The 25,510-nt window shown below is 58.3% G+C and carries 24 protein-coding genes; 14 read left to right on the forward strand and 10 right to left on the reverse strand.

The genetic code is table 11. The annotated features are described in order from the left end of the window. Window positions 1–15 precede the first annotated feature (15 nt). Window positions 16–912, forward strand: a complete 897-nt coding sequence (locus HBN61_RS05210; RefSeq protein WP_170046275.1) for a hydroxymethylglutaryl-CoA lyase — start codon at window positions 16–18, stop codon at window positions 910–912. Between the two features lie 541 nt (window positions 913–1,453). On the opposite strand, the gene HBN61_RS05215 is transcribed toward HBN61_RS05210, so the two are convergent. Beyond that, window positions 1,454–3,151 (reverse strand): AMP-binding protein, encoded by a 1,698-nt coding sequence (locus HBN61_RS05215; protein ID WP_170046276.1) that lies wholly within the window; start codon window positions 3,149–3,151, stop codon window positions 1,454–1,456. Between the two features lie 207 nt (window positions 3,152–3,358). On the opposite strand from HBN61_RS05215, the gene HBN61_RS05220 reads away from it, so the two are divergent. From HBN61_RS05220 to HBN61_RS05235, 4 genes are all read left to right on the forward strand, one after another. Further along, window positions 3,359–4,522, forward strand: coding sequence for an isovaleryl-CoA dehydrogenase (locus HBN61_RS05220; RefSeq protein WP_094993453.1), 1,164 nt, complete (start codon window positions 3,359–3,361; stop codon window positions 4,520–4,522). A 10-nt stretch (window positions 4,523–4,532) separates the two neighbouring features. Next, window positions 4,533–6,140, forward strand: a complete 1,608-nt coding sequence (locus HBN61_RS05225; RefSeq protein WP_094993454.1) for a carboxyl transferase domain-containing protein — start codon at window positions 4,533–4,535, stop codon at window positions 6,138–6,140. 110 nt (window positions 6,141–6,250) lie between these two features. Next, on the forward strand, window positions 6,251–7,069 hold the full coding sequence (locus HBN61_RS05230; RefSeq protein ID WP_094993455.1) for a gamma-carboxygeranoyl-CoA hydratase: 819 nt from the start codon (window positions 6,251–6,253) through the stop codon (window positions 7,067–7,069). After that, the gene (locus HBN61_RS05235; protein ID WP_170046277.1) at window positions 7,066–9,012 is read left to right on the forward strand and encodes an acetyl-CoA carboxylase biotin carboxylase subunit; all 1,947 of its coding nucleotides are present in this window, start codon (window positions 7,066–7,068) and stop codon (window positions 9,010–9,012) included. Before HBN61_RS05230 ends, HBN61_RS05235 begins: the two co-directional genes overlap by 4 nt. A gap of 72 nt (window positions 9,013–9,084) precedes the next feature. Here HBN61_RS05235 and HBN61_RS05240 read toward each other — a convergent pair whose 3' ends face one another. Further along, window positions 9,085–9,741: a LexA family protein gene (locus tag HBN61_RS05240; RefSeq protein WP_094993457.1), complete on the reverse strand. Its 657-nt coding sequence runs from the start codon at window positions 9,739–9,741 to the stop codon at window positions 9,085–9,087. Between the two features lie 130 nt (window positions 9,742–9,871). Between HBN61_RS05240 and HBN61_RS05245 the strand changes: the two genes are divergently transcribed. Next, window positions 9,872–10,219 (forward strand): DUF6124 family protein, encoded by a 348-nt coding sequence (locus HBN61_RS05245; protein ID WP_169965169.1) that lies wholly within the window; start codon window positions 9,872–9,874, stop codon window positions 10,217–10,219. 65 nt (window positions 10,220–10,284) lie between these two features. On the opposite strand, the gene HBN61_RS05250 is transcribed toward HBN61_RS05245, so the two are convergent. Then, window positions 10,285–11,337: a Glu/Leu/Phe/Val dehydrogenase dimerization domain-containing protein gene (locus HBN61_RS05250; protein WP_094993458.1), complete on the reverse strand. Its 1,053-nt coding sequence runs from the start codon at window positions 11,335–11,337 to the stop codon at window positions 10,285–10,287. Window positions 11,338–11,525: 188 nt separating this feature from the next. Here HBN61_RS05250 and HBN61_RS05255 point away from each other — a divergent pair, with 188 nt between their 5' ends. The 3 genes from HBN61_RS05255 (at window position 11,526) to HBN61_RS05265 (ending at window position 15,159) form a co-directional block, all read left to right on the forward strand. Then, window positions 11,526–11,993 (forward strand): Lrp/AsnC family transcriptional regulator, encoded by a 468-nt coding sequence (locus tag HBN61_RS05255; protein WP_047276552.1) that lies wholly within the window; start codon window positions 11,526–11,528, stop codon window positions 11,991–11,993. A gap of 544 nt (window positions 11,994–12,537) precedes the next feature. Further along, window positions 12,538–13,689, forward strand: coding sequence for a M14 family metallopeptidase (locus HBN61_RS05260; RefSeq protein ID WP_170046278.1), 1,152 nt, complete (start codon window positions 12,538–12,540; stop codon window positions 13,687–13,689). Between the two features lie 159 nt (window positions 13,690–13,848). Next, window positions 13,849–15,159, forward strand: coding sequence for a protein kinase (locus HBN61_RS05265; protein ID WP_170046279.1), 1,311 nt, complete (start codon window positions 13,849–13,851; stop codon window positions 15,157–15,159). Between the two features lie 126 nt (window positions 15,160–15,285). Here HBN61_RS05265 and HBN61_RS05270 read toward each other — a convergent pair whose 3' ends face one another. Continuing rightward, window positions 15,286–15,990 carry a YebC/PmpR family DNA-binding transcriptional regulator gene (locus HBN61_RS05270; RefSeq protein WP_094993461.1) on the reverse strand — a complete coding sequence of 235 codons (705 nt, stop codon included), beginning with the start codon at window positions 15,988–15,990 and terminating at the stop codon, window positions 15,286–15,288. Window positions 15,991–16,145: 155 nt separating this feature from the next. Beyond that, window positions 16,146–17,015, reverse strand: a complete 870-nt coding sequence (locus HBN61_RS05275) for a LysR substrate-binding domain-containing protein (RefSeq protein WP_170046280.1) — start codon at window positions 17,013–17,015, stop codon at window positions 16,146–16,148. A gap of 114 nt (window positions 17,016–17,129) precedes the next feature. On the opposite strand from HBN61_RS05275, the gene HBN61_RS05280 reads away from it, so the two are divergent. Beyond that, complete coding sequence (locus HBN61_RS05280; RefSeq protein WP_170046281.1) at window positions 17,130–18,239, forward strand: 2-aminoethylphosphonate--pyruvate transaminase; 1,110 nt, start codon at window positions 17,130–17,132, stop codon at window positions 18,237–18,239. Window positions 18,240–18,307: 68 nt separating this feature from the next. Next, the gene (phnX, locus tag HBN61_RS05285) at window positions 18,308–19,135 is read left to right on the forward strand and encodes a phosphonoacetaldehyde hydrolase (protein WP_170046282.1); all 828 of its coding nucleotides are present in this window, start codon (window positions 18,308–18,310) and stop codon (window positions 19,133–19,135) included. 57 nt (window positions 19,136–19,192) lie between these two features. On the opposite strand, the gene HBN61_RS05290 is transcribed toward phnX, so the two are convergent. Then, window positions 19,193–19,753, reverse strand: a complete 561-nt coding sequence (locus tag HBN61_RS05290; RefSeq protein ID WP_170046283.1) for an NADPH-dependent FMN reductase — start codon at window positions 19,751–19,753, stop codon at window positions 19,193–19,195. 205 nt (window positions 19,754–19,958) lie between these two features. Here HBN61_RS05290 and HBN61_RS05295 point away from each other — a divergent pair, with 205 nt between their 5' ends. Continuing rightward, window positions 19,959–20,183: a hypothetical protein gene (locus tag HBN61_RS05295; RefSeq protein WP_094993466.1), complete on the forward strand. Its 225-nt coding sequence runs from the start codon at window positions 19,959–19,961 to the stop codon at window positions 20,181–20,183. A gap of 125 nt (window positions 20,184–20,308) precedes the next feature. Here HBN61_RS05295 and HBN61_RS05300 read toward each other — a convergent pair whose 3' ends face one another. From HBN61_RS05300 to HBN61_RS05315, 4 genes are all read right to left on the reverse strand, one after another. After that, window positions 20,309–20,881, reverse strand: a complete 573-nt coding sequence (locus HBN61_RS05300; RefSeq protein ID WP_094993467.1) for a GNAT family N-acetyltransferase — start codon at window positions 20,879–20,881, stop codon at window positions 20,309–20,311. A gap of 96 nt (window positions 20,882–20,977) precedes the next feature. Beyond that, the gene (gene dnaQ / locus HBN61_RS05305; RefSeq protein WP_094993468.1) at window positions 20,978–21,736 is read right to left on the reverse strand and encodes a DNA polymerase III subunit epsilon; all 759 of its coding nucleotides are present in this window, start codon (window positions 21,734–21,736) and stop codon (window positions 20,978–20,980) included. Beyond that, window positions 21,729–22,181, reverse strand: a complete 453-nt coding sequence (gene rnhA / locus HBN61_RS05310) for a ribonuclease HI (protein ID WP_094993469.1) — start codon at window positions 22,179–22,181, stop codon at window positions 21,729–21,731. The genes dnaQ and rnhA overlap by 8 nt, the downstream gene beginning before the upstream one ends. 96 nt (window positions 22,182–22,277) lie before the next feature. Next, on the reverse strand, window positions 22,278–23,036 hold the full coding sequence (locus HBN61_RS05315; RefSeq protein ID WP_094993470.1) for a class I SAM-dependent methyltransferase: 759 nt from the start codon (window positions 23,034–23,036) through the stop codon (window positions 22,278–22,280). Between the two features lie 73 nt (window positions 23,037–23,109). Between HBN61_RS05315 and gloB the strand changes: the two genes are divergently transcribed. Further along, complete coding sequence (gene gloB, locus HBN61_RS05320; RefSeq protein ID WP_094993471.1) at window positions 23,110–23,889, forward strand: hydroxyacylglutathione hydrolase; 780 nt, start codon at window positions 23,110–23,112, stop codon at window positions 23,887–23,889. 99 nt (window positions 23,890–23,988) lie between these two features. Then, window positions 23,989–25,389, forward strand: coding sequence for a transglycosylase SLT domain-containing protein (locus tag HBN61_RS05325; protein WP_170046284.1), 1,401 nt, complete (start codon window positions 23,989–23,991; stop codon window positions 25,387–25,389). Window positions 25,390–25,510 lie beyond the last annotated feature (121 nt).

The raw sequence follows: 25,510 nt of genomic DNA on the forward strand, positions 1-25,510 counted from the left end.
ACACCCGGTGACCCCATGACATTACCCGCCCATGTGCGCCTGATTGAAGTCGGCCCCCGCGACGGCCTGCAAAACGAAGCCCGACCTATCAGCGTGGCCGACAAGGTGCAGTTGGTTGACGCCCTGACCGATGCCGGCCTCGGTTACATCGAAGTGGGCAGTTTCGTTTCGCCCAAATGGGTGCCGCAAATGGCCGGCTCGGCCGAGGTCTTCGCCCACATCCAGCGCAAACCGGGCGTGGTGTACGGCGCGCTGACGCCCAATATGCGCGGCTTTGAAGACGCAGTGGCGGCCGGGGTCAAAGAAGTCGCGGTATTTGCCGCCGCGTCTGAAGCCTTCTCGCAACGCAACATCAACTGCTCGATCAGTGAAAGCCTGGCGCGTTTCGTGCCGCTGATCGACGCCGCACACCGTCACGGCATCACGGTGCGCGGCTATGTGTCCTGTGTGCTCGGTTGTCCCTACGAAGGGGACGTTGCGCCGCAACAGGTGGCGGCCGTGGCCAAGGAGCTCTATGCCATGGGCTGTTACGAGGTATCGCTTGGCGACACCATCGGCACCGGCACCCCCACCGCAACCCGCACGTTGATTGAAGCCGTGAGTGCCTCTGTGCCCCGCGAAAAACTGGCCGGCCATTTCCATGACACTTACGGCCAGGCGCTGGTCAATATTTACGCCAGCCTGCAGGAAGGCATTGCCGTGTTCGACAGCTCCATTGCGGGGTTGGGTGGCTGTCCTTACGCCAAGGGCGCCAGCGGCAATGTGGCCACCGAGGACGTGCTGTACCTGCTCAACGGCATGGGCATCGAAACCGGTATCGACATGGACAAACTGTTGCTCGCCGGTGAACACATCAGCCGGGTTGTGGGCCGGGTAACCGGTTCACGCGTTGCCCGCGCCCGACAGGGCTAAAAAGTGTGCCGCAGTGTTACCGGGCGGTAACCCACACGAGTAACAAGGAAACAAACCGACCCCACGCAAGGTCGGTTTTTTTATGCATTAAAAACCAAGTCATTGATTTATATGGATTTTTAAAAGTTGGCACGGCTTCTGCTATCTCTATGGCATAACAAGAATAAAAACCGCAGCAACATAATAAAAACAATACGAAACGACTCTGGCATAACAAAAACAACACGGCAGAGACGCAGCTAACTGATTTTTTTGGAGAAGGTTTACTTTTCCGAGGAGCCAAAAGCCACCTCGCAACCGGGCAGAGAACAATAAAACTACCTTCAGGTAGCACCCGTTCAGGTTGGATCACAGGTTTCAACGCCGGTGATAAAAGTGGATCAGCGCTCAAAAAAATACGTTTGCTCTTGATCCCGGATGGGGATCGCCAAAACAGCAGTGAAGGGCCACGGTTACAAAAACAACAACAGACCGCCCCTCAATAATAAAAAGAGCAGGCAACAACACATTAAAGGGGAGCTTCGGCTCCCCTTTGTGTTGCTCAGGATTTGTCTTGCGCCTGCTTCCCAAGCTCCTGAATGCTGACTTCACGCATTTTGAATTTCTGGATTTTGCCGGTCACGGTCATCGGGAACGTGTCGACAAACTTGAAGTAACGCGGGGTTTTGAAGTGCGCAATACGGTCCTTGCACCAAGTCTGCAACTCCAGTTCGTTAGCGCTGTGGCCGGGGTGAAATTTGATCCATGCGACGATTTCTTCACCGTACTTCTCATCTGGAATGCCCACAATCTGCACATCCGCCACCGCCGGGTGGGTGAAGAAAAATTCTTCCAGCTCACGCGGGTAAATGTTTTCGCCGCCGCGAATAATCATGTCTTTGTTACGCCCCACGATGCGCACATACCCCTGATCGTCCATTTGCGCCAGATCCCCAGTGTGCATCCAGCCTTCGCTGTCGATAGCGTCCCGCGTGGCGGGCGGGTTGTTCCAGTAGCCGAGCATCACGCTGTAGCCGCGTGTGCACAGCTCACCGATCTCACCTCGTGCAACGATCTGTCCTTGAGCGTCAATTAGCTTGTTCTCCAGGTGCGGTTGAGTGCGCCCGACAGTGGTCACGCGCAATTCCAGCTCGTCTGCAGGACCGGTCTGAATGGATACAGGGCTGGTTTCAGTCATGCCATAAGCAATTTGTACCTCGCTCATGTGCATGTCGCTAATGACGCGGCGCATCACTTCAATCGGGCAGGTGGCGCCCGCCATAATGCCTGTGCGCAAGCTCGACAGGTCAAAACCGGCACGCTGCGGGTGATCAAGCAGGGCAATAAACATGGTGGGCACCCCGTAAAGCCCGGTCGCACGTTCATGCGCGATGGCCTGCAGGGTCAGGCCGGGATCAAACGCTTCGCTGGGGTAAATCATCGTGGTGCCGTGGGTGATGCACCCCAGGTTGCCCATGACCATGCCAAAGCAGTGGTACAGCGGCACCGGGATCACCAGCCGGTCATTGGCCGTCAGCCCGAGGCTTTCGCCTACCATAAAACCGTTGTTGAGAATGTTTCGATGGCTGAGGGTCGCGCCCTTGGGAAAGCCCGTGGTGCCTGAGGTGTATTGAATATTCACTGGCTGCTCGGGCATCACCGTAGCCTTGCGCGCCTGCAATTGTTCAAGCTTGACACCTGCCCCCAGCGTGGCCAGTTGCGCCCAAGGCAAAAAGCCGGCAGCCGGGGCTGCGGCGAGGCTGATTACCCCCCGCAAATCCGGCAGGTTCGCACTGCATAGGTGGCCAGGCGAGTGTGCACTCAGCTCCGGTACCAACGCCTCAATCATTGCGTGGTAGTCCGAGGTTTTGAACGCCCCTGCGCACACCAGCCACTGACATGCCGATTGCTTGAGCACGTAGTCCAGTTCTGAAAGTCGATACGCCGGGTTGATGTTGACCAGAATCACGCCGATCTGGGCGCTGGCAAATTGGCAGATAAACCACTCAAGGCAATTGGGCGCCCATATCCCCAGCCGATCCCCGGCTTGCAGGCCCAGCGCCATGAAGCCACGGGCATGCAAGTCGACGGCACGGGACAATTGCGCCCAGCTCAGGCGCTGGTCTTGATGGCGCACAATCAGCGCCTCGCGCTCGGGGTAACACGTGGCCGTGCGATCGAACGCCTGGCCGATGGTCAATGCCAGCAGGGCTTTGTCCTGTGCCCCGCGGCTATAACTGGGAACGGATTGCGACGTCATGACAACTCCTCTTGTGATTGTTGTTGGGAGTATGGGAAAGCGCACGCACGCGCCCTCTTCATCAGAAGAATAGCAATCACTCTGGCTCAAGTTGACGTTAACGTAAAGGTCATTGACAGGCTCAGGTGCCAAGTTTACGTTTACGTAAAGCTTCTCCCGGGGCGACGCCGTCACCGCCTCTTACAAGAACAATGAACAAGGTGCCCCATGAGCTACCCGACTTTGAACTTCGCCCTGGGCGAAACCATCGACATGCTGCGCGAACAGGTCCAGTCATTCGTCGCCGCTGAACTGGCGCCCCGTGCAGCGCAAATCGACAAGGACAACCTGTTCCCGGCGGACATGTGGCGCAAGTTTGGCGACATGGGACTGCTCGGCATCACGGTCCCGGAAGAATACGGCGGCACCGGCCTCAGCTACTTGGCCCATGTGGTGGCGATGGAAGAAATCAGCCGTGGCTCGGCGTCGGTTGCGCTGTCCTACGGCGCACATTCAAACCTGTGCGTGAACCAGATCAACCGCAACGGCAGCCACGCTCAAAAACTTCGCTACCTGCCCAAACTGATCAGCGGTGAACACATCGGCGCGCTCGCCATGAGCGAACCCAACGCCGGTTCTGACGTGGTTTCGATGAAATTGCGCGCCGACAAGCACGGCGACCATTACGTGCTCAACGGCAGCAAAACCTGGATCACCAACGGCCCCGACGCCGACACTTACGTGATCTACGCCAAGACTGACATCGAAAAGAAGGCCCACGGCATCAGTGCCTTTATCGTCGAGCGCGACTGGAAAGGCTTCAGCCGCAGCAAACATTTTGACAAGTTGGGCATGCGCGGCTCCAACACCGGCGAGCTGTTTTTCGACAACGTCGAGGTGCCTGAAGAAAACCTGCTGGGCCCTCTGAACGCCGGGGTCAAGGTGTTGATGAGCGGCCTCGATTACGAGCGCGTCGTACTGTCGGGCGGGCCGACCGGCATCATGCAAGCGTGCATGGACTTGGTAGTGCCCTACATCCATGACCGCAAACAGTTCGGCCAAAGCATCGGCGAGTTTCAGCTGATCCAGGGCAAAGTGGCTGACATGTATACCCAGCTCAATGCCAGCCGTGCCTACCTGTATGCGGTTGCGGCCGCCTGCGAGCGTGGCGAAACCACCCGCAAGGACGCCGCCGGGGTGATTTTGTACAGCGCCGAGCGCGCTACGCAAATGGCGCTCGATGCCATCCAGATCCTCGGCGGTAATGGCTACATCAATGAATTCCCGGCCGGACGTCTGCTGCGCGACGCGAAGTTGTACGAAATCGGAGCGGGCACCAGCGAGATCCGCCGGATGCTGATTGGCCGCGAACTCTTTAACGAAACCCGCTAAGGAGTGGTCCATGTCTATCTTGCACAGCACCATCAATCCGCGTTCCCCGGAGTTTGCCGCCAATCGCGAGGCCATGCTCAAACAAGTGGACGCCCTGCACAGTTTGCTCGCCCATGTGCAACAGGGTGGCGGCGCCCGCGCTCAGGAGCGGCACACCGCCCGAGGCAAGCTGCTGCCGCGCGAGCGCATCGACCGGCTGCTCGACACAGGCTCGCCTTTCCTTGAACTGAGTCAGCTGGCGGCGTACGAGGTGTACGGCGAAGACGTCCCGGCAGCCGGCATTATCGCCGGGATCGGTCGGGTTGAAGGTGTGGAATGCATGATTGTGGCCAACGACGCTACGGTCAAAGGCGGTTCGTACTACCCGCTGACGGTCAAAAAGCACCTTCGGGCACAGACCATTGCCGAGCAAAACCGGCTGCCCTGCATTTACCTGGTGGATTCGGGCGGCGCCAACTTGCCGCGTCAGGATGAAGTGTTCCCGGACCGCGAGCACTTTGGGCGCATCTTCTTCAATCAGGCCAACATGAGCGCCGCGGGGATTCCGCAAATCGCCGTGGTCATGGGCTCGTGCACAGCGGGCGGCGCCTACGTGCCCGCGATGGCGGACGAAGCCATCATGGTGCGCCAGCAAGCCACCATTTTTCTCGCCGGGCCGCCGCTGGTCAAAGCGGCGACCGGAGAAGTGGTCAGTGCCGAGGACTTGGGCGGCGCCGATGTGCACTGCAAGATCTCCGGGGTGGCCGACCACTACGCCGAGAGCGACGAGCATGCACTGGCGCTGGCCCGGCGCAGCGTTGCCAACCTCAATTGGCGAAAGCTGGGTCAAGTGACCCGGCGGACGCCGGTGCCACCGCTGTATGCCAGCGACGAGCTGTACGGCATCGTCCCGGCCGAGGCCAAGCAGCCGTTTGATGTGAGAGACGTGATTGCCCGGCTGGTGGACGGCTCGGTATTCGATGAGTTCAAAGCACTGTTCGGGACCACGCTGGTGTGCGGGTTTGCCCATTTGCAGGGGTATCCGGTGGCGATTCTGGCCAACAACGGCATTTTATTTGCCGAGGCGGCGCAAAAAGGCGCGCATTTTATTGAGCTGGCCTGTCAGCGCGGGATCCCGTTGGTGTTCCTGCAAAACATCACCGGTTTTATGGTCGGGCAAAAATACGAAGCTGGCGGGATCGCCAAGCATGGCGCCAAGCTGGTTACCGCCGTGGCTTGCGCCAAGGTGCCGAAATTCACAGTGATCATCGGTGGCAGTTTTGGCGCGGGCAACTACGGGATGTGCGGACGGGCCTATGACCCGCGCTTTTTGTGGATGTGGCCCAACGCCCGCATCGGCGTGATGGGAGCGGAACAGGCCGCTGGCGTGCTGGTGCAGGTCAAACGCGAACAGGCGCAACGTACCGGCGATGCCTTTAGCCCTCAGGACGAAGCCGATATCAAGCAGCCGATCCTCGACCAGTACGAACATCAGGGCCACCCCTACTACTCCAGCGCCCGGCTGTGGGATGACGGCGTGATCGACCCGGCACAAACCCGTGACCTGCTGGCACTGGGGTTGTCGGCAGCCTTGAGCGCGCCCATCGACACGACGCGCTTTGGCGTGTTCCGCATGTAACCCGCTACCGGGGCAGGCCTCTGTCGGCGCGAGACCTTGAACCCGCCGCGCCGCTGCCTGCACCCCATGCGCACTCATCTACACGTACAGCCATCCAAGGACTGACGGACATGATCGATTTCAACACCCTTGAACTGCACACCGACCCCCGGGGTTTCGCCACCCTGTGGTTGAGTCGCGAAGCGAAAAACAATGCCTTCAATGCCGAGATGATCCGCGAGCTGATCCTCGCGCTGGACGCCGTGCAAAGCGATGCCAGCCTGCGGTTTCTCGTACTGCGCGGACGCGGCAAACATTTTAGCGCCGGGGCCGACCTGGCCTGGATGCAGCAGTCGGCCGAACTGGATTACAACACCAACCTCGACGACGCCCGGCATTTGGCCGAACTGATGTACAACCTGGCCAAGCTGAAAATGCCAACACTGGCCGTGGTGCAAGGCGCGGCCTACGGCGGCGCGCTGGGCCTGATAAGCGCCTGCGACATGGCCATCGGCACGGATGACGCGCAGTTCTGCCTGTCGGAAGTCCGCATTGGTATCGCGCCTGCGGTCATCAGTCCGTTTGTGGTGCAAGCCATTGGCGAACGCGCCGCGCGCCGCTATGCACTGACCGCCGAACGCTTCAGTGGCGAACGCGCCCGTGAGTTGGGGTTGCTATCCGAAAGCTACCCGGCGTGCGAACTCGATCAGCAGGTCGCTCGCTGGATCGACACGCTGCTGCTCAACAGTCCATTCGCGATGCGTGCCTGCAAAGACCTGCTACGCGAAGTCAGCCATGGCGCACCGACGCCAGCCATTCGCCGCTACTGTGAAAACGCTATTGCGCGCATTCGGGTCAGCCCCGAAGGCCAGGAAGGTCTGCGGGCGTTTCTGCAAAAGCGCGCGCCCAGTTGGCAGATCGACTCACCCCAACAGGAGCCGCGCCCATGAGTGCCTCGACCATTACAACCGTGTTGGTGGCCAACCGTGGCGAAATTGCCTGCCGTGTGATGCGCACTGCCAAGTCCCTCGGCCTGACCAGCGTTGCCGTGCACAGTGACACCGACCGCGACGCCCGCCACTGCCGCGAAGCCGACAGGTGCGTGAATTTGGGGGGCAGCAAAGCGGCCGACAGCTACCTGCAAATCGACAAAATCATTGCCGCGGCCAAGGCCAGCGGCGCGCAAGCGATTCATCCAGGTTATGGATTTTTGTCCGAAAACGCCGGGTTCGCCCGAGCGGTTGAACAAGCCGGTCTGATCTTCCTTGGCCCCCCTGCCTCGGCCATTGACGCAATGGGCAGCAAGTCCGCCGCCAAAGCCTTGATGGAAGTGGCCGGAGTGCCTCTGGTGCCGGGTTATCACGGCGAAGCGCAAGATCTGAAAACCTTTCGCACAGCGGCTGAGAAAATCGGCTACCCGGTGTTGCTTAAAGCTACCGCCGGGGGTGGCGGAAAGGGCATGAAAGTGGTGGAAGATGAAAGCCAACTGCCCGAAGCACTGGCTTCGGCTCAGCGTGAAGCGCTGTCGTCGTTTGGCGACGCACGCATGCTGGTCGAAAAATACGTGCTCAAGCCCAGGCACGTCGAGATTCAGGTGTTTGCTGATCAGCACGGCCATTGCCTGTACCTCAACGAACGGGATTGCTCGATTCAGCGCCGTCACCAAAAAGTGGTCGAAGAAGCCCCCGCGCCAGGACTCAGTGCCGAACAGCGGCGCGCCATGGGCGAGTCGGCCGTGCGGGCTGCGCAGGCCATTGGCTACGTGGGCGCCGGTACTGTGGAGTTTTTGCTGGATGCACGCGGCGCGTTCTTCTTTATGGAGATGAACACCCGGCTGCAGGTGGAACATCCGGTCACGGAAGCCATCACCGGGCTTGATCTGGTGGCCTGGCAAATCCGCGTCGCACGCGGCGAAGCGCTGCCCATCACCCAGGCGCAGGTGCCACTGCGAGGGCATGCCATCGAAGTGCGCCTGTACGCCGAGGACCCGAGTCATGATTTCCTGCCCCAGACTGGCCGTCTGGCGCTGTATCGCGAATCGGCGCCGGGCCCGGGCCGGCGGGTAGACAGCGGGGTCTGCGAAGGCGATGAAGTCTCGCCGTTTTATGACCCGATGCTCGGCAAGTTGATCGCGTGGGGTGAAGACCGCGAACAGGCACGTTTGCGCTTGTTGGCGATGCTTGATGAGTTCGCTATAGGCGGCCTGAAAACCAACCTGAGTTTCTTGCGCCGAATCATCGCTCACCCTGCGTTCGCGGCGGCCGAACTGGACACGGGCTTTATCCCGCGCCATGAGGCGCAATTACTGCCAAAAGCTGAACCCTTGTCTGACGCGTTTTGGTCAGCGGCAGCCTCTGCATTCGTACAAACCCTGCCGCCCGATTTTCGCGAAGACGATGCGGGCTCCCCGTGGGCGCAGCGCAACGGGTTTCGCAACGGATTGCCCGCGCAAACACTGCTGGCCTTGAACTGTAAGGGTGAACACAACGTTGTTGCCCTGACCGCAGAACAGCCTAAGGTGCAGGACGATCTTCTGGTGATTGAGCAACACGGCGTACGCACTCGGCATATGGCCATTCGTCGCGCAGAGACGGTGTATGTGCAGTGGGACGGCGAACTGCAGGCCGTGAACGCTTGTGATACGTTGGCGTTGGCCTCGACCAGCGCCCGGCAGACGCAGGAAGGCGGATTGAGCGCGCCCATGAATGGCAGCATTGTGCGCGTGATGGTGGCCGTCGGGCAAAACGTGGCAGCGGGTGCACAACTGGTCGTGCTCGAAGCCATGAAGATGGAACACAGCCTGCGGGCGCCACGCGACGGGGTTGTCAAAGCCGTATTCGGCCAGGAAGGTGACATGGTTGGAGAAGGCGCGGTCCTGATCGAACTGGAATAACATTGCGCGCATGAAAAAGGCGGCTACCGGTTTCGGTCGCCGCCTTTTTAGTGGATGTCTGGAAGCTGCGCTTCAGAACTTGGTTGTGGCCTGCACCACTACGCCAAGAATGCGGCAGTCTTCATCAAACAGGATTTTGGGATAGGTCGGGTTAAGCGGCTTGAGGTAACGCTGGCCACTGTCTTCGATTAGCTGACGGAACATGGCGCTTTCAGAATCCGGGGTGCGTACAACCACCATTTTGCCGGGTTCGACCTCGATATCCGGGTCTACCAGAATCATCATGCCCTGAGAAATGCTGAGGCCCATCGGGGCAGTCATCGCATCCCCTGTGACCTGCAACCAAAAGGCATCGCCTTTGGCGTAGTGATCACTCATTTCAAATACCGTGGCGGCCGAGTACCCCTCCTGGGGCGTCTCATTGATCTCGCCTGCCTTGTCCCACTCCCGCACGGGATAGCGGAATGCTGAGGTGATGACGTACGTGTTTTCTTCAGGGTTGTGGTCGTCGTTACTGGCCTTGCGTTCACGCACGACCAACGCCACCTCAAGGTGCCCAAGCCCAAGGGCATGCAGCACTTTGTTCATGGTTTCGAGGTCGGGTTGACGACGTTTGTTAAGCCAATGACCAACGCCGCCCTGGGAAGCCCCAACGCGTTCGGCGAGTTTTTCTTGCGTGAGCTTGAGCTCGCGCAATTTCGTTCTGACTAAAGCGATCCATTTATCCATTCGCCGAACAATACGGATTGCCCGCCACGCAACAATACACATATTGTATTATTTATTTCTATAGATGAAATACTATCTGTACTAATCTGCAGCCTGCTGATTCGATTAACCCCAGAAACGCAGGCAAATCATGACTCCAATAACAAAAATACCGCTCAAGATTGAAGCTGATACAGAGCTTGAAGCCCTCAAAGACAGCGCCGCAACCCAGCGCGCGCTGGACTATTATTTGAAACCATCTGTAACTCAGCGCTGCAATGAGCAAAAAGTGTTCAATGTCAGCGACGATGTGAGCCAGGAAGAAGCCTTGGTACACGCGTCCGAGTTGCTACGATTTGCATTGACTTACTCCCAAAACGGCGCGGGGAATGTACAAGGCCCTCAACTGGACCTTATCAGGGGCATGGCGCACTTTGTGGAAATGGCCAAAGACCTGATCGACAAGACTGTCGACAAGCAAAAAGTACCCGCTCACTGAGCGCACGACCGGGTTGATTTGCGACAGGCTGCGCCCGAAGGTGCAGCCTGGGGTGATGTGTTACATCAAGCGTTGAGCCGTTCGTGGGCAAGGCTGTCGGCAATCAGCGTGGTATTGCGATCTTCAGCCTTCGCTCGCTCAAAAATCTGACGTAGTGTTTCCCCAATGCCTTCAACGTGCTGACGCACCTGCTCAGGCGTCCCGCCGTTGTACTCGTAAGACACGTCGATAATGCCCCCAGCATTGATTGCGTAATCAGGTGCATGCAGGCAGCCCCGGCGCCACAGCATGTCGCCGTGTTCGGGACGGGCCAGCTGGTTATTGGCTGCTCCGGCAATTACCGGGGCGCGCAGCAATTGCAGGGTCTCGTCGTTGATCACCGCGCCCATGGCGCAGGGCGAGAACACATCGACATCAAGTCCGTAGATGTCCTGTGCACTGACCGCGTGGGCCCCCAGCTCTTCCACGGCGCGGCGAACGTTGGCCTCCTGAATATCGTGCACCCATAACTCGGCACCGGCTGCCTTGAGCTGTTGGGCCAGATTGAACCCGACTTGCCCGAGGCCTTGAATCGCAACGCGCAGGCCACTGAGGTCGGATCGCCCCAGACGCTGGCGCACCGCCTCGCAAAGGCCGATGTACACACCCAGCGCCGTGGCAGGCGACGGATCACCGCTGCGCGTGCCGCCGCCCAATTGTTCGCGCGTACCGGCTCCCACCACGTGGCGGGTGCGTTGGCCCATTTGCGCCATTTCAGTTACACCGGTGCCCGAGTCTGCGGCGGTGATATAGCGACCGCCCAGGCTTTCGACAAAGTCGCCCATGGCCTCAAACAACGCCTCGGTCTTGTCCTTGCGTGGATCGCCTATGATCACGGCCTTGCCGCCACCCAAGGGCAAGCCGGCCAGTGCCGATTTGTACGTCATGCCCCGCGACAGGCGCAGCACGTCATTCAGCGCCTGTTGCTCATCGCCGTAGGGCCACATCCGGCAACCGCCCAAAGCCGGGCCCAGACGCGTATTGTGCACCGCGATAATGGCTTTGAGGCCACTGGCCTTGTCATTGCAGAACATGACCTGTTCGTGTTGATCAAACTCGGGATGAGCAAATATCGGCATTTCATTTCTCTCTTGTTGTTAGCGCGCAGGGCGTCAGACCAGAAGGTCAGTTTTCGACCCGCTGAGGGGTTGCGAAGTCAGTCTCAAGAGAGTGAAGGGTTGCAGGAGGATTTTTCTTTCTAATTTTTAGGAAATGCAGTGCTACGCTGCATGAATCATTCAACAAAAATAAGAAATCCGAAAAAGTCATGCCGATTAAATTAAGCCCCATCGACCGTAAGATTCTGCGCCTGCTGCAACATGATGCCGACCTGTCTGCCGCCGAGGTCGCCGAACGCGTCGAACTATCCCAATCTCCCTGCTGGCGAAGGATTCATCGCTTGCAGGAAGAAGGCTTGATAGAGCGCAAAGTCGCCCTGCTCAGCCCGAAGAAACTGGGGCTCAACGTCGTGGTATTCGTCAATGTGCGGTTATCGGGGCACGGGCGCCGTCACCTGACCGAATTCGAAGAAGCCATCACCCATTACCCGGAAGTCATCGAGTGCTACACCATGGCGGGAGATATGGATTACCTGCTGAAGGTGGTCACGCACGACATTGACAGTTACGAGCGGTTTTTGCGCGACCATCTCTTGCAGAAACCGCACGTGCAGGAAGCTCACTCCAATATCGCCATGAGCGAAGTCAAACGCACTACTGAGTTGTTGCTCGATTAGCGGGCTAGAGCCTTGGGCGGGGAAAAGAGAGCAGAATTCAGAAAAACGCAGAAAAAAAACACTTGCTTTGCAAATGATAATGATTACTATTGCATGCAGCTGGTCGCGAGATCAGCCGATCATTCAAGGGACCTTAGGTCGGTGCTTTGAATAATCTCCTCATCAGGCTAATCACGGTTATTTGACCCGGCTTATGGCCGGGTCTTTTTTTTGTGGCCAGTTATCTGGCTCAGCTTGCTTCAGGCTAATGAAGTCGGGTGTGCGACCGGTTTTTTTTCGGTGGTCGCTACGATGCCGGCGATGATAGCAAAAGAACATCGACCGAAGAAAGCCTGAAGCCTATGACTATAGGGTAATGGCAATTTAGCACTTGAGAATCACTCGCAAAAACACTAAAATTGCGCCGCGTCAGGGATGACGCGGATGACGCCCCCCTCCGCTTATCTCCCCCCCTTCTCTCTTCAAATACCTGCATTTTCGTATTGGCCACACGCCATGGCGAGTTAGAGTAACGCCCACAATTCTCAACTCAGGGATCTGGACGATGACTGTGGCGCCCTCTTCACTTCACATCAGCAGTGACTTCGACAGCGGCAATATTCAGGTGCTGGATGCCAGCGATCCGTTCGACGTGAAACTGGCGATCAAATCCGATACTAAAAGCCCACACTTCCAGTGGTTTCATTTCAAGGTCGACGGCCTCACGCCCGGGCAAACCCATCACTTTCATCTGACCAACGCCAGCCAGTCTTCCTACAACAAAGCGTGGGACGGCTACCGCGCGGTCGCTTCTTACGACCAGGAACACTGGTTCCGAGTGCCTACAGACTTTGATGGTACTGCGCTCAATTTCAGCCTTGAACCTCAACAAAGCACAGTCTGGTTTGCCTACTTCGAACCCTACAGCCGCGCACGTCACGAGACGTTGATCAGCGAGGCGAAACAATGGGCCGGTTGCGAAGTGCTGGCGGTGGGCAAAAGCGCCGAAGGGCGTGACATTCCATTGTTGCGCAAAAGGAACGGCCCCCCCCATAAACGCGCAATCTGGATCATTGCGCAGCAGCATCCCGGCGAACACATGGCCGAGTGGTTCATGGAGGGCATTTTCAAGCGCCTGGAGCAAGGCAGCGACCCGCAACTGCGCAAGCTACTCGATTACGCCGATTTGTACCTGATTCCTAATATGAACCCGGACGGCGCCTTCCACGGGCATCTGCGCACCAATGCAAACGGCCAGGACTTGAACCGCGCCTGGCAAAACACCAGCCCCCAGCTCAGCCCTGAGGTGTTCTTCGCGCTAGAACAAATGAACACATACGGCGTCAGCCTGTTTCTGGACATTCACGGCGACGAAGAAATCCCCTATGTCTTCACCGCAGGCTGCGAAGGCAACCCGGGCTATACCGACCGGATTGCCAGGCTCGAAGAACGTTTTCGTTCGCACCTGAGCCAGCTGACAAAAGACTTCCAGACGACCCATGGCTACACTCGCGACGAACCCGGCCAGGCCAACATGACCTTGGCCTGCAACAGTGTTGGTCAACTCTTCAACTGTTTGTCACTGACGCTGGAGATGCCGTTCAAGGACAACAACGACGCGCCCGACCCCATCACGGGCTGGGATGGCAAACGTTCGAAGCAACTGGGCATGGATGTACTGACCACACTGTCAGCGATGGTCAGAGAGCTGGATTAAATAGCGCGATGCACACAGGCCGGGGCAGTGGCTGCGGCCTGTTACGCAAAAGCCGGACAGCCGCCGCGACAAAGGCTGTATTGCCTGAATCTTGCGAGCGATAAATCGCTATCATGCACGGCACTTCTACTGATCGACACGAGTGCACATCGCCTGCTTATGGACACCCTCGCTAAACTGCGCGCCGGTCAACTGACGGGGCTGAAACGTCTGGATCTGTCCTGTGGGCTGACCGAGTTTCCTGAAGAAATCTTTCAACTGGCGGACTCGCTGGAAATCCTCAATCTGAGCGGCAACGCCCTGCGCAGCCTGCCCCACGACCTGCATCGCCTGACGCATTTGCGGGTGCTGTTCTGTTCCGACAATCTGTTCACGACCCTGCCCGAATGCCTGGGCCAGTGCGCGACACTGAGCATGATCGGCTTCAAGGCGAATCAGATCTGCGAGGTGCCAGGCAGCGCGTTGCCACCGCGACTGCGCTGGTTAATCCTCACCGACAACCACATCAGCCAGCTGCCGGATGAACTGGGCCGCCGTCCCTTGCTGCAAAAATTAATGCTGGCGGGCAACCGTTTGCAGGCGTTGCCGCGCAGCCTGGCTGGCTGCGAGCGTCTGGAGCTGATTCGTCTGGCATCCAACCAACTCCGCGAACTGCCGGACTGGTTACTGGCGATGCCCGGCCTGACCTGGCTGGCTTATTCGGGCAATCCGTTGGCGGACGAACTGAATGCCGAACACACCCCTGACAGCACGGCACACATCGACTGGTCAGAACTGGAACTGGCGCAGCAACTAGGCGAAGGTGCATCCGGGGTGATTTACCAGGCCAACTGGCGGGCACCGGGTCAGCCGGTACGCCCGGTGGCAGTCAAACTGTACAAAGGCACTATCACCAGTGATGGCTCGCCGCTTCACGAAATGCACGCCTGCATTGCTGCGGGCCAACATCCAAACCTGATTAACGTATTCGGGCGTGTGGTGGGCCATCCGCAACAACAGGCCGGGTTGGTGATGGAGCTGATTGCGCCCTCTTTCCGCAATCTGGCCGGGCTGCCGAGTCTCGACAGCTGCAGCCGTGACGTCTACGCCGATAGCACAGGTTTCAATGCTCAAAGCGCACTGCGTCTGGCACGTGGCATTGCATCGGTCGCCGCGCACTTGCACGCACAAGGCATCTGCCACGGCGATTTGTACGGGCACAATATTCTGTTCAATGAACGGGGGGACTGCTTGCTGGGCGACTTCGGGGCCGCGTGCTTCCACGCCACCGACAACAGCCCGCGCACACGCGCCTTACAGCGTATCGAGGTGCGCGCGTTCGGCATTCTACTGGGGGAGTTGCTGCACAGGATCCACTCGGGGTTGAGCGATCAACAGCGTGCAGAATTGCAAGACTTGCAAACGCGCTGCATTCAGCCTGACGTCCTCGCCCGGCCGGACTTCATTGAAATCTGCAGCGCTCTGGGCTGAGGTCAGCCCGATCGCCACCTCGTACCTCGTCAGCAACACACTCATCGGCAGTCGTTGACGAGGCACGAGGCCAGGCCCGACGACATACTGCGTCGTAAACGGGCCAATTAAATGGCGGGCTCGGGTTCAGGCCAGCGCTACAAACATATCCTGCACGTCGTCCTGCTCTTCCAGCTTCGCCAGAAACTCCTCTACTTCGACCATTTGCTCGTCAGTCAGCCCCGTCACCGGGTTTTTAGGTGTGTAGCCCAACTTGGCCGACAACACGGTAAAACCCTGCTCAGGCAGCGCTTTTTGCACGGCATCCAGGTCAGTGGTCTCGGTGATGAACAAGGTCGTGCCTTCTTCTTCACCGTCTTCAAAATCCTGGGCGCCCGCTTCAATTGCCGCCATTTCAGGATCAGCATCCGGGGTATCAGGCTTGGCTTCGATCAGGCCGACATGGTTAAAGTCCCAGGCCACGGAGCCCGACGCGCCCAATTGCCCCTTGCGGAACGCCACACGGATTTCAGCCACGGTACGGTTGACGTTATCAGTCAGGCACTCGACGATCAGCGGCACCTGGTGCGGTGCAAAACCTTCGTAGGTCACACGGTGGTATTGCACAGCCTCAGTGCCGATCCCCGCGCCCTTGTTGATTGCACGCTTGATGGTGTCAGCCGGCATGGATGCTTTTTTGGCTTGTTCGTACACCAGACGCAGGTGCGAGTTCATATCAGGGTCGGCGCCGTTACGGGCTGCAACGGTCAGCTCTTTGGCCAGTTTGCCGAAAACCTTGCCGCGGCTATTGGCGGCTTCCGCTTTGTGTTTAACCTTCCACTGTGCGCCCATTTCTCACTCTCTCAATCGTGTGTGTCGCGGCACGCGGGCCGTCGAAAGTGCGCCAGTTTATACGCCCGCAAGTTCTCAATCGACCAAAAAATCCAATCCTGCCCGGCTCAACTGCTATCGGCCCGGTGCAGTGCTACGAACGCGGCGACTGACGCCTACGCGGCGGACGACGGCGCCAGTGACATGAACGCCTTTATCAGCCGCAATTGGGCGCGTCGCTCCATACAGCCAAGCATGTGTCGATTGGTCAGGCCGTGCCCGTTGATCGGTACGGCGCACACCCGCGGGTCCTGACTGACTTCCGCCGACGAGACAATGCCCACCCCGAGCTGTGCTGCCACCGCTTCGGTCACCGCTTCGCGACTGTCCAGCTCCAGCAACACACGAGGGCTTACCCCTGCCTGCTTGCAGGCTTGGTCAAACGTGCGACGGGTCGTGGACGCGGGTTCGCGCAAGACCATGATCACCTGATCCAACTGCGCCATCTCAACCCCGCCCGTAAGCGCCTGCCAAGGATGACTGGACGGCACTAATGCACAGATATGCGATTGCTTCAGCGGCCGTAACATCAAGCCATTGCGCGGTTCGACCTCGGTCAGCACGGCCACGTCCGCGTGCTCTGACAGCAAGGCGGCCAGGGTTTCCTGTGCATTGCCCAAGCGTAAATTCACGGTGATACCGGGGTAACGCTCGCGCAGGCTCGCCAGCATGGGCATCACCAGATGCGGGCCATCTGCCGCCACTTCGAGGCGTCCGGTGAGCAATTGGCGATTGGCTTCAAGCATGACCTGCGCTTCATCCACCAAACCAAACATGGCACGGGTGATAGCCGCCAGTCTGATGCCCTCTTCGGTCAATTCCACACGCCGGGCTGTGCGGCGCAATAAGGTGATCTGGTAATGCTCTTCGAGGGTTTTGATATGCCCGGTGACCGCTGGCTGGCTGATGAACAACCGGGCGGCTGCCCGGGTGAAGCTGCCTTCACGTGCCACCGCATCGAAGGCCCGGAGTTGGAACAGGTTCATGAATAACTCCTGCTGATGGCTGGCATAACAACAAACAATTTGAATGATGATACATCAACCTGCAATTTAGCCGGCGTATCCAGTTGCTATCTCACCGCTTGCGAGGAACCCCGAATGAACACCGTCGCGCCGATCCTGCTGACCCCCGGTCCCCTGACCACCTCCGCGCGAACGCGTAAGGCCATGATGGTTGACTGGGGTTCCTGGGATGAGCGTTTCAACCAATTAACGGCGAGTGTGTGCGAGCAACTGCTGGCCATCATCAACGGCGCCAGCAGCCACCACTGCGTCCCGTTGCAGGGTAGCGGCACCTTCGCCGTTGAAGCGGCCATCGGCACATTGGTACCGCGTGACGGCAAGGTGCTGGTGCTCATCAACGGCGCCTATGGCAAGCGCCTGGCGAAAATCTGTGCGGTGCTGGGTCGCCGTTTCAGCACGTTTGAGACCGCCGAAGATCAACCCACCACAGCCGCTGATGTAGAACGCCTGCTCAAGGCTGACCCCGAGATTACCCATGTGACGTTGATCCATTGTGAAACCAGCACCGGGGTTCTCAACCCACTGCCAGACATTGCCGACGTCATCGCCAAACAGGGCAAGCGTCTGATCATCGATGCCATGAGCGCCTTCGGCGCACTGCCCGTTGACGCTCAAAAAGTACCGTTCGACGCGCTAATCGCTGCCTCTGGCAAATGCCTCGAAGGGGTGCCGGGCATGGGCTTCGTGTTGGCCCGTAAAGAGTCTCTGGCCCATGCAACGGGCAATGCCCACTCACTGGCGATGGACTTGCAGGATCAACACGCCTACCTGGCAAAAACCGGGCAATGGCGCTTCACCCCGCCCACCCATGTGGTCGCTGCCCTGCACGAAGCCTTACTGCAATACAACGAAGAAGGCGGCCAACCCGCCCGTTTGGGCCGCTACGCCAACAACTGCCAGACGCTGCTGGATGGCATGGCCATGCTGGGAATTCGCAGCTTCCTGCCTGCAGCCATTCAGGCACCGATCATCGTCACCTTCCACGCCCCGAAAGACCCGCGCTACCAGTTCAAGGAGTTCTACGAACGCGTCAAGGCCAAAGGTTTCATTCTGTACCCAGGTAAATTGACCCAAGTCGAAACATTCCGCGTGGGGTGCATTGGCCACGTCACCTCCGTCGATATGCAGGCAGCGGTCGATGCCGTGGCGCAGGTACTGCAAGAAATGGAAGTGCTGGTCATCTGACGGCACAGACGCAAGTTGAACGTAAATTTCTCCGTGCGGTTACGACCGCTCTCACAGGATCCAACGACATGAACTACACCAACCCCACCACGCTTCAAGCCGCCATCCTCGACTGGGCGGGCACCGTGGTCGACTTCGGTTCTTTCGCCCCGACGCAGATTTTCGTTGAAGCGTTTGGCGAGTTCGATGTGCAAGTATCAATCGAGGAGGCGCGCGGCCCCATGGGCATGGGCAAGTGGGACCACATTCGAACCCTGTGCGATCAGCCGCAGATTGCCGAGCGGTACAAAAAAGTCGTTGGCCGCACCCCGACCGACGATGACGTGACCGCCATTTATGAACGCTTCATGCCGCTGCAAATCGAGAAAATCGCCGAGCACTCGGCGCTGATCCCCGGTGCGCTTGAGACGATTGCCGCACTGCGCGCCCAAGGAATCAAGATTGGCTCTTGCTCGGGCTACCCGGCGCAGGTCATGGCCAAGGTCGTTGAATTGGCAGCCACCAACGGCTACGTCGCCGACCACGTGGTGGCAACCGATGAGGTGCCCAACGGGCGCCCGTGGCCTGCACAGGCACTGGCCAACGTCATCGCGCTGGGCATTGATGACGTGGCCGCCTGTGTAAAGATTGATGACACCGTGCCGGGCATTCTTGAGGGTCGCCGCGCAGGCATGTGGACAGTGGCGTTGGTGTGCTCGGGCAACGCACTGGGCCTGTCATGGGAACAATACAAAGCGCTTGATGCGCAGGCACTGGCGAGCGAACGCACGCGCATTCATGCCCTGTTCGAGGGGGCACGCCCGCACTACCTGATCGACACCATCAGCGACTTGCCGCAGGTGATTGCAGACATCAATACCCGCCTGAAAAACGGGGAAATGCCACAAAGCCACTGAGGACAGCTGCCAATGGCGCCGCTGCCCTCAACCTCATCGACGTTCACACGTGCACATTCAGGCGGGCTTGGTTAGCTCGACCCACTGTGCGTACGCATCAATAAAGGCTTGCAGGAAGGGACGTGTTTTTTCCGAAAGCGCCCCTGAGGCATCGAACGCATTGCCCGCCCCACCCAGATAGGCTTCAGGCTGCTGCATGCACGGAACATTCAGAAACACTAGCGACTGGCGTAGGTGATGGTTAGCGCCAAAGCCGCCGATCGCGCCGGGCGAAACACTGATCACGGCGCCGGGTTTACCGCTGAACACACTTTGACCGTATGGGCGCGAACCTACATCGATGGCGTTTTTCAGCGCACCCGGCACTGACCGGTTGTATTCGGGGGTCACAAACAGAACCGCATCGGCATGGCGAACTTGATCGCGAAATGCTGTGTAGGACGCAGGCGCCGGGGTGACATCAATGTCCTCGTTATAAAGCGCCAGCTCGCCAATTTCGACGATGTTCAGCTTTACGTGGGATGGCGCCAGTTCTGCCAGGGCGTGTGCCACTTTTCGATTGAGCGAGTCCTTTCTCAAACTGCCGACCAGTACTGCAACGTTGTAGACCTTGCTCATGGAAACCCCCGAGGGTGCTGTAGGAAAGCGCTTAGAACGTTAGTTATAGATGATCGGACGCCTTTCTTGCAGCCCGGTTCACCCTATCGACCGCCAAGCCTGTAAAGTAGCCGGACTATTTTTTCCACAGCGTTAAACTTCCCCGGCTGATCAACGGTCTACAAGAACCGCAAATTGGGTGTTTATCTCCAGAGGTTCTCTACAAATGGCAGCAGTGCTCGTTGGGCAGTTTCATGCAAGAGACGCGGAAGGCCGTGTTTATTCCGTGCATGAGTTTCAAGACTCCACCCCTGGAGCAGACGGTCAGCCGGTTTTCACGTACAAGTTGGCGATCGGCGACCGCGTCACCAAACTGAGTGATACCGAATTCCAGCTGGTGCAATCAGGCATTGCCCTGCTTCGCGATCCTGAACCCGCTCACTCGGTTTAAGGCATTTTTTGTTGGGGCGCGCATGTCTGGTGATGCTCGATCCTGCGTATTGGCTGAGAAGTCGCTGCGCACTGCGAGTATCGCAAGACACGCTCAACCCGGCGTTGACTGAAGTGCCTGTCAGCTCATTCCTGTTTTTCAAATAACAGGTACCAGAAGATCGCCACCTCGGCTGTCTGCGGGTCAATCCCGCGATAGCGCAAATGATCGACCCCGCCTACCTGATACCCACAACGTTCGTACAAGCGGCATGCGCCGATGTTGTTGTTCTGGGTTTCCAGCATGATGCCCGGCAGTTTTTTCTTGTGGCTCCAGAACCTCGCCACCTCCAGTAATGATCGGGCGACGCCATGGCGACGTGCGCCTGCAATCACCGCCAATTCATCGACGTGGGCAAAACCGTTCCAGTTGGTACTGACCACTACGTGACCAACGGCCTGCCCATCGAGATAAGCCATGAACACGGCGCTGTCGGGCGCACCACGATAGCTGGCGAATTCATCAGGATCGATCCCGTAACACTTGCGGTACGGTGTGATCCTTTCTAAAGGCCATTCATCGACGCTCTTGTGCAGCTCCACCTGGGCGTAAGCGCGCACTTCAAAACTGAAATCGTTGCACCACACATAAGGCGCGAAACCTTCATCCGCCAGGCGTACAGAAACTTCAGGGTTTTGCGGGTTGATGACCAGATGCATGGGTGAGCAAGTCCTTGTGTGCGGGCACCTCTCACCCAGGTGCCGCCGATGGCGGCAAGGGCCGACAGCCCTTGCCGAGACCTCCAACGGGGTCGTTTATTGAAGCGTCTGCTGCTTGGCTTCAAGCAATTGCGCCCATAACGAAGGGGCTCCTGCAGACTTGGCAATCGCTTCGAGTCTCGCTGCGTGCTCAGCCATATCGCTTTCACTTGCACGAATAATCCGGCCCGGCTGACGATCCGCGGGTAAACGACGAATTTCAGTGGCCTGATTACCCGAGCCTTCGCCCGAGCCATTGCCGTCAGACGCGTTCCCGGCCAACGACAGGCTGGTCTGCCCGCCCGTCATGGTTAGGTAAACGTCTGCCAGAATCTCGGAGTCGAGCAAGGCGCCGTGCAGCTCACGGCCCGAGTTGTCGACGCCATAGCGCTTGCACAAGGCATCCAGGCTGTTGCGCTGCCCCGGGTGACGGGCACGCGCCATCATCAAGGTATCGAGAATGGTGCAATGCTGAGTGAGGTCGGCGCGGTCGGTTTGCCCGATCAAGGCAAACTCGTTGTTCAGGAAGCCGATGTCGAACGCGGCGTTATGAATGATGAGCTGAGCGCCCTCGATGAACGCGAAGAACTCATCGGCCACTTCGGCAAAACGCGGCTTGCCCACCAGAAATTCGTTGGTAATGCCGTGGACGCCGATCGCGCCCTCATCGCTTTCGCGATCGGGTTGCAAGTACACGTGAAAATGCCGCCCGGTCAGGCGGCGGCCCATCAACTCGACGCAACCGATTTCGATAACCCGGTGGCCATCGGTAACCGGCATACCGGTGGTTTCGGTATCGAGGACTACACTACGCATGCTTGAGGCCCCTCATTTCATCCACACCCCGGTTGGCCAACTGGTCGGCACGTTCATTGCCCGGATGGCCAATGTGGCCACGCACCCATTGCCACTTCACGGTGTGACGACTGACTTGTTCATCGAGCAACTTCCACAGGTCGGCATTTTTCACCGGCTCTTTGGACGCGGTTTTCCAGCCGCGTTTTTTCCAGTTGACCATCCACTCAGTGATGCCTTTCATCACATATTGGGAGTCAGTGACCAGCAACACGTCGCACGGGCGCTTGAGTTCTTCAAGGCCACGAATAGCCGCCATCAGTTCCATGCGGTTGTTGGTGGTATTGGGTTCGCCGCCCCAGAGTTCTTTCTCGACACCCTGACAAACCAGCAAGGCACCCCAGCCGCCAGGGCCAGGATTGCCCTTGCAGGCACCATCGGTGAACATTTCAACGCTATTGCTCATTACAACCTATCCGGAAAAGGGTGTTGTGGCCTGCCCGTCAAGGACGGGCAGCACCTGAGGCCGGATCGCTCCGGCCTTTCGTTTATTCAAGCGCAACTACGGTTGGCTGTGACGCCGGTTGACCTTGGCCATCGGCAAAGGGATCAGCTTGCCCATAGGCTCGCGTCGTAACGGATTGACCGGCCGCAAGCCGACCACCATCTTGCGCGCCACCAATATATAGAAGCCGCCACCGGCCAATTGCCAGTTACCTGCTTTGTGTTCCCAGCCTGATAAACGACGCTGCCAGGCCGGGGACGCGAGCGGCGGACGATAGCACCCGAAGCGGCGTTTCTCCAGCGCAAAGCCCAGCAGGTTCAGCCAATCGGCCACACGGGAGGGAGAAATACAACGCGCCTTGCTTAACCCGTCCTTGGCAAACACATGGCGCAGGCCCCAGGTGCTCCAAGGGTTAATGCCGACGATCAACAGGTGCCCTCCGGGCCGCACACTGCTGGCGGCTTCGCGCAACAAACCATGGGGCGACAGGCAGAAATCCAGACCGTGTTGCAGCACTACGACGTCGGCTGCGTGCTCGCACAGAGGCCAGGCCTGTTCTTCGCAAAAAATTTCTACACCCGGCAATGGCGCACCCAGACGCACGGTGCGCTGGACTTGAGCGGCGTTGGGCGGTGTCTCGGCGCCTGGCCCGTAATGCACCAGATAGCCGCCAAAGAACCGGCCAAGCTCGTCTTCCAGTACACGTTGTTCATCCTCCAGCAACAACTGCCCGTGGGGACCGGACAACCATTCGCGCGCCGAACGGATCAGCGCCAGCCACTCAGGGTCAGCCTGAGCCAATGCTTTATCGGTCATTGCTCCTCCAACTCGCCATCTACCCATCACAAGCCCTAAGATGCGCCATTGTTTCGCACTTGGGAATTGCGCCATGCTACAGATCGATGCACTGCCTGCCTTCAATGACAACTACATCTGGTTGTTACAGGACACTGCCAGCAAACGCTGCGCCGTCGTTGATCCGGGCGATGCTGCGCCGGTCGAAGCCTGGCTGGCCCAACACCCGGACTGGACCCTGAGCGACATCCTGATCACCCACCATCACTTTGACCATGTCGGTGGGGTTGAGCAGTTGCACAAAAAGACCAACGCCAAGGTCTGGGGTCCTGCCCAAGAAACCATCCCCGCACGCGACGTGGCCCTGAATGACAACGATCGCATCGACGTGCTGGGCTGTACGTTCGAGGTCTTCCTGCTACCCGGCCATACCCTTGGGCATATCGCCTACTATCACGCGCAGCCAACAGCCCCGTTGCTGTTCTGTGGCGATACATTGTTTGCGGCGGGTTGCGGCAGGCTGTTTGAGGGCACACCCGAACAGATGCATGGCTCTTTGAGTCGCCTCGCGGCGTTGCCGGGTAACACCGCAGTGTATTGCGCCCACGAATACACCTTGAGCAATTTGCGCTTTGCCCAAGCCGTCGAGCCGGACAATGCCGATATCAAGGCACGAATAGAACAAGTGACTGAGTGGCGAAGCAATAACCAGATCAGCCTGCCCTCCGATATCGCACTGGAACTGCGTACCAACCCTTTTCTTCGGGTTAACGAAACATCCGTTAAAGAAAAAGCAGACGAATGGAGCAAGCAGGACAATGCCTCGCCGGGCGCGGTGTTTGCCAGCTTGCGCCGCTGGAAAGATAAGTTCTAATCAGGGTCGCGGTTGGCACAAAAATTCTGAACAGTTGACCGCGTCCCACCTGCTTTCTAGAATCGCCCGACATTTTTGCCCGGAACTTACTTCCAGCCAATGTCGTCATCTATACGTAACTCCATCAAAACAGACGCATTGACGCGCCTTGCGCAAGCCATCGCGCTGGCCGTGTCCGCTGTACTTGCAGGGTGTCAAAGCATGGACCATTCGGCTCAAACGGCCGAAAGACCCACACTGAAACTGACTAAGCGCATTCCTCAAGAGCCGATCTGGCTCAGTGAAAAACCCGGCCCGACTGCCCCCCAAGATGTGTGGGAGCGGATGCGACAGGGATTCAAGCTGCAGGAAGGCGCGGACGTTAACCCGCGAATCGAACAACAGCGCCTCTGGTTTGCCAGCAACCCGTCGTTTCTCGAAAACGCCGGCGAGCGTGGCAGCCTTTATATCCACTACATCGTTGAGCGCCTCGAAGAACGCAACATGCCGCTCGAACTGGCCCTGCTGCCAGTGATTGAAAGTGCCTACAACCCGATGGCGTATTCACACGCCAATGCCGTCGGTCTCTGGCAGTTCATTCCCTCGACCGGCCGCTACTTTAACCTGCGTCAAACCCGCGCCTATGACGGCCGCAAAGACATTACTGCCTCGACATTGGCAGCCATGAATTACTTGACCCGTCTGCATGACATGTTCAATGGCGACTGGTTGCTGGCGCTCGCAGCGTATAACGCGGGCGAAGGCACAGTGAGCCGTGCGATCGAGCGCAACGAAAAACTGGGCCTGCCGACTGACTACTGGAACCTGCCCCTGCCGCAGGAAACCAAGGACTACGTGCCAAAATTACTGGCCTTGTCCCAAGTGGTGATGGCCCCTGAAGCCTACGGCATCAACCTGAACCCCATCGCCAACGAACCTTACTTCGAGATGGTTGAAATCAAGCAGTCCATGGATTTGTCCCGTGTGGCTGCGCTGGCCGAGATCGACGAAGACGAAATGTTCCAGTTGAACCCCGCCTACAAGCAGCGGGCTACCACTGATGGCCCGCAGCATTTGCTGGTGCCAACCTCCAAGGCTCAACTGCTGACAGCCAGCCTGTCCAACCTCAAGCCTGAAGAACTGGTCAGCCTGCGCCCTAAAAAGGCAGTCTTCGACACGGTCGCCAGCAACACCCCACGGCTTAACCGCAAGTACCGGGTTAAAAGCGGTGACAACCTGACCACCATTGCCAAAGCCAACAAGGTCAACGTCCGCGACTTGCAGCGCTGGAACAAGCTCACCGGCAAAAACCTCAAAGCCGGCCAGATGCTCGTCATGCATGACACGCGCAAGCCTGCGGCGAGCAAAAAGCCCACTCAATACAAGGTGAAAAAGGGCGATTCGTTGTACATCGTCGCCAAGCGTTTCAACGTTGAGATGCAACACCTTAAACGCTGGAACCCCAACAGTGCCAAGGCCCTCAAGCCGGGGCAGATGCTGACCGTTTCCAAACCTCGGTAAGCTTCACGCAGTCAACGCAGCGGGCAATCCGGCTCCTACATAAATGTGGGAAGCAGATTGCCCGTTGTGCTTTCCAGCACAGTCTTTTTCCTACAGATACAAGCTGTTACTGTACGGAAAC

Source organism: Pseudomonas sp. WS 5071 (assembly GCF_012985765.1).
Lineage (GTDB): Bacteria > Pseudomonadota > Gammaproteobacteria > Pseudomonadales > Pseudomonadaceae > Aquipseudomonas > Aquipseudomonas lundensis_A.

What these genes read in the sequence shown, in the direction of transcription:
- HBN61_RS05215 (WP_170046276.1), bottom strand. Translation starts at nt 3,151, where the DNA reads ATGACGTCGCAATCCGTTCCCAGTTATAGCCGCGGGGCACAGGACAAA.
- rnhA (WP_094993469.1), bottom strand. Translation starts at nt 22,181, where the DNA reads ATGAGCAATAGCGTTGAAATGTTCACCGATGGTGCCTGCAAGGGCAAT.
- phnX (WP_170046282.1), top strand. Translation starts at nt 18,308, where the DNA reads ATGAACTACACCAACCCCACCACGCTTCAAGCCGCCATCCTCGACTGG.
- HBN61_RS05250 (WP_094993458.1), bottom strand. Translation starts at nt 11,337, where the DNA reads ATGCCGATATTTGCTCATCCCGAGTTTGATCAACACGAACAGGTCATG.
- HBN61_RS05230 (WP_094993455.1), top strand. Translation starts at nt 6,251, where the DNA reads ATGATCGATTTCAACACCCTTGAACTGCACACCGACCCCCGGGGTTTC.
- HBN61_RS05255 (WP_047276552.1), top strand. Translation starts at nt 11,526, where the DNA reads ATGCCGATTAAATTAAGCCCCATCGACCGTAAGATTCTGCGCCTGCTG.
- HBN61_RS05265 (WP_170046279.1), top strand. Translation starts at nt 13,849, where the DNA reads ATGGACACCCTCGCTAAACTGCGCGCCGGTCAACTGACGGGGCTGAAA.
- HBN61_RS05280 (WP_170046281.1), top strand. Translation starts at nt 17,130, where the DNA reads ATGAACACCGTCGCGCCGATCCTGCTGACCCCCGGTCCCCTGACCACC.
- HBN61_RS05275 (WP_170046280.1), bottom strand. Translation starts at nt 17,015, where the DNA reads ATGAACCTGTTCCAACTCCGGGCCTTCGATGCGGTGGCACGTGAAGGC.
- HBN61_RS05295 (WP_094993466.1), top strand. Translation starts at nt 19,959, where the DNA reads ATGGCAGCAGTGCTCGTTGGGCAGTTTCATGCAAGAGACGCGGAAGGC.
- HBN61_RS05290 (WP_170046283.1), bottom strand. Translation starts at nt 19,753, where the DNA reads ATGAGCAAGGTCTACAACGTTGCAGTACTGGTCGGCAGTTTGAGAAAG.
- gloB (WP_094993471.1), top strand. Translation starts at nt 23,110, where the DNA reads ATGCTACAGATCGATGCACTGCCTGCCTTCAATGACAACTACATCTGG.
- HBN61_RS05225 (WP_094993454.1), top strand. Translation starts at nt 4,533, where the DNA reads ATGTCTATCTTGCACAGCACCATCAATCCGCGTTCCCCGGAGTTTGCC.
- HBN61_RS05300 (WP_094993467.1), bottom strand. Translation starts at nt 20,881, where the DNA reads ATGCATCTGGTCATCAACCCGCAAAACCCTGAAGTTTCTGTACGCCTG.
- dnaQ (WP_094993468.1), bottom strand. Translation starts at nt 21,736, where the DNA reads ATGCGTAGTGTAGTCCTCGATACCGAAACCACCGGTATGCCGGTTACC.
- HBN61_RS05270 (WP_094993461.1), bottom strand. Translation starts at nt 15,990, where the DNA reads ATGGGCGCACAGTGGAAGGTTAAACACAAAGCGGAAGCCGCCAATAGC.
- HBN61_RS05210 (WP_170046275.1), top strand. Translation starts at nt 16, where the DNA reads ATGACATTACCCGCCCATGTGCGCCTGATTGAAGTCGGCCCCCGCGAC.
- HBN61_RS05325 (WP_170046284.1), top strand. Translation starts at nt 23,989, where the DNA reads ATGTCGTCATCTATACGTAACTCCATCAAAACAGACGCATTGACGCGC.
- HBN61_RS05260 (WP_170046278.1), top strand. Translation starts at nt 12,538, where the DNA reads ATGACTGTGGCGCCCTCTTCACTTCACATCAGCAGTGACTTCGACAGC.
- HBN61_RS05235 (WP_170046277.1), top strand. Translation starts at nt 7,066, where the DNA reads ATGAGTGCCTCGACCATTACAACCGTGTTGGTGGCCAACCGTGGCGAA.
- HBN61_RS05240 (WP_094993457.1), bottom strand. Translation starts at nt 9,741, where the DNA reads ATGGATAAATGGATCGCTTTAGTCAGAACGAAATTGCGCGAGCTCAAG.
- HBN61_RS05315 (WP_094993470.1), bottom strand. Translation starts at nt 23,036, where the DNA reads ATGACCGATAAAGCATTGGCTCAGGCTGACCCTGAGTGGCTGGCGCTG.
- HBN61_RS05220 (WP_094993453.1), top strand. Translation starts at nt 3,359, where the DNA reads ATGAGCTACCCGACTTTGAACTTCGCCCTGGGCGAAACCATCGACATG.
- HBN61_RS05245 (WP_169965169.1), top strand. Translation starts at nt 9,872, where the DNA reads ATGACTCCAATAACAAAAATACCGCTCAAGATTGAAGCTGATACAGAG.